General features: G+C 48.2%; 3 protein-coding genes. 1 reads left to right on the forward strand and 2 read right to left on the reverse strand.

The window, feature by feature from the left end; all coding sequences use genetic code 11:
- Window positions 1–6: 6 nt before the first annotated feature.
- A complete protein-coding gene (locus EFB11_RS16620; protein WP_122791481.1) occupies window positions 7–216 on the reverse strand; it encodes a hypothetical protein in 210 nt (69 codons plus the stop codon).
- A 605-nt stretch (window positions 217–821) separates the two neighbouring features.
- Here EFB11_RS16620 and mobV point away from each other — a divergent pair.
- The gene (gene mobV / locus EFB11_RS16625) at window positions 822–1,853 is read left to right on the forward strand and encodes a MobV family relaxase (protein WP_122791482.1); all 1,032 of its coding nucleotides are present in this window, start codon (window positions 822–824) and stop codon (window positions 1,851–1,853) included.
- 17 nt (window positions 1,854–1,870) lie between these two features.
- Here the strand turns inward: mobV and EFB11_RS16630 are convergent.
- A partial coding sequence (locus EFB11_RS16630) for a replication/maintenance protein RepL (protein ID WP_122791483.1) occupies window positions 1,871–2,148 on the reverse strand: 278 nt, incomplete at its 5' end.

The following is a 2,148-nucleotide window of genomic DNA, read 5'->3' on the forward strand; positions in this document are numbered from 1 at the left end:
GGGGGCTCAGTCAAGGGATAGCTGCTCAAGATCAGGCAGAGCAACCCCTGTCTTTCTGGCAGTTTTGCGGGCCTCGCGGCTAGCCCACTCAGCCACAAGCTCACTAATACTCCGCTGATTCTGGGCAGCAAGATAGGTCAGTTCAGCCCTGGTCTGCTCGCTAACGGTCAGGTTGAGGTGGATCTTTTTTGGAGCACTGCTCTTGGGTCGTGCCATAATTATTCCTCCGTTCATTTATTTTAATGCGTATTAAAATACGTTTATTATTATCTCTATTATAGCACGTTTAGGCGTATTAGTCAATCATTATAATGCGCATTATAATGATTGTTATGTATTTAAGTAATTATTTTAATGCGTATTATTATACGTTTAATATAATGCCTATGCTTTTGTTTTAATACGTATTATAATAAGTATTAAAATCAACGGTCTATCAGGAAGGATGCTCTCTTAATAGGAGCGGGCCTGACGGTCAAGGGCGGCCCTGATCAGGGCCGGGGGTGGAGATTTTCGCCCGGCGAAAATACTACCCCGTCCCTTGACAGACAGGCCACGGAACACGCTGCCCCCAAGAGGGGGCAGGGTAATTCCCTGCCCCCTCTGCCTTAGCGGCGAGCGGAAAAGTTTTTGGTGGGTGCAGGGGGCTTTTCTCAAAAAGCCGCCCTGCTGGGGAGCCGGCCGTAGCCGGCGGGGCAAAGCCCCTGTCCCTAGCCCCCTGCAAGGGCAAGTTACCAGATGAAATCTGGTATAACTTGCTATACCAGATTGACATCTGGGGTGTGTGGCGATATAATGATATCATCAAGGGAGGGATTTCCGTGGCAAATGTACAAAAATATGCTGCATCAGCTATTGGGCATTTGGCGGCTCATTACGAGCGGCGTCGGGATGCTGCTGGCGAGTATGTGAAATTCGGGAATCAGAACATAGACCAGGAACGGACACACCTGAATTACAATCTGGCGCCAGATCGACCGGATGGGCAAGTCAGTTTTATTCGGCAGAGGTGCGGGGAAGTCCGCTGCATGAAGCGCGATGATGTGAAAATTTTGTGCTCTTGGGTTGTCACTGCCCCTAGGGATTTGCCACAGGAATCGGAAAATGATTTTTTTAGGGCTACGTATGATTTCCTTGAAAATCGTTACGGCAGAGAAAATGTGGTATCTGCCTACGTTCACATGGATGAAGTGACACCACATATGCACTTTGCATTCGTTCCAGTCGTGATCGATCAGAAGCGTGGTGATCTGAAAGTATCAGCCAAGGAAGTCCTTACCCGGACAGATCTTCGGACGTTTCACATGGATTTGTCGGAATATGTGAGAAATCAGCTTGGATTTGAGGTTTCCATCCTAAACGATGCCACAAAGGACGGGAATCGGGAGGTTGCTGAGCTGAAAAAGGCATCTGCACATCGTGAAGTTTTAGAGGCCCAGGAGAAGGCCGCAGCGGCGCAGCATGCACTCGAGGAAAAGCTGGTTGTCCTGGATGCCATACAGAGGAAGCTAGCAGCCTTCAGAGGGCGAGAGCTGAGCATCCAGGAGATACAGTCCATACACCCCCAAACGGGCATTACAGGCGCTCTCAGGGGCATTACAGTGGATGATGTAGAAAATCTCAAGGCTACTGCCATACGGGGCCTACAAGCGCGTGATGCGCTTGCTACGCTATCTGAGGAGTATAAGCGAGTTAAAGCAATGGTACCAACGGTACAGGAGCGGATGAAAAATGCACAGGATAAAATACGCCTTGAACAGTTGGAAAAGGCATTCCAACGCCTGCCGGAACATATTCAAAAACAGATCTTGCCGGTGGAGCGCAAGAGCCATGATCGAGGGCAGGAGAGATAATAAAAAAAGCGGCGGGATTAACTATCCCTGCCGCTTTTGTTTCTTTCACTGACTGGCGCCATTGCCTGTGGCAAGATATAAACACCGTTTCCTTTACGTTGAATGATGTTCTTTTTTTCCAGGGTTTTGAGAAATTTTTGGACTCTGCTGACGCTTAATCCAGTATCCTCTGAAATTTTTTTGATAGTGCCAATAGCGTATTGCCCTGTCCGGTGGTTCATCAGATAATCTAGAACTTTTAAGCGTTCGTCAAGGCAAGAAACCATGTCCCAGAAATGTTCATTGATCCACATGG

The organism is Intestinibacillus sp. Marseille-P6563, from assembly GCF_900604335.1.
Classification (GTDB): Bacteria; Bacillota; Clostridia; order Oscillospirales; family Butyricicoccaceae; genus Butyricicoccus_B.

What these genes read in the sequence shown, in the direction of transcription:
- EFB11_RS16620 (WP_122791481.1), bottom strand. Translation starts at nt 216, where the DNA reads ATGGCACGACCCAAGAGCAGTGCTCCAAAAAAGATCCACCTCAACCTG.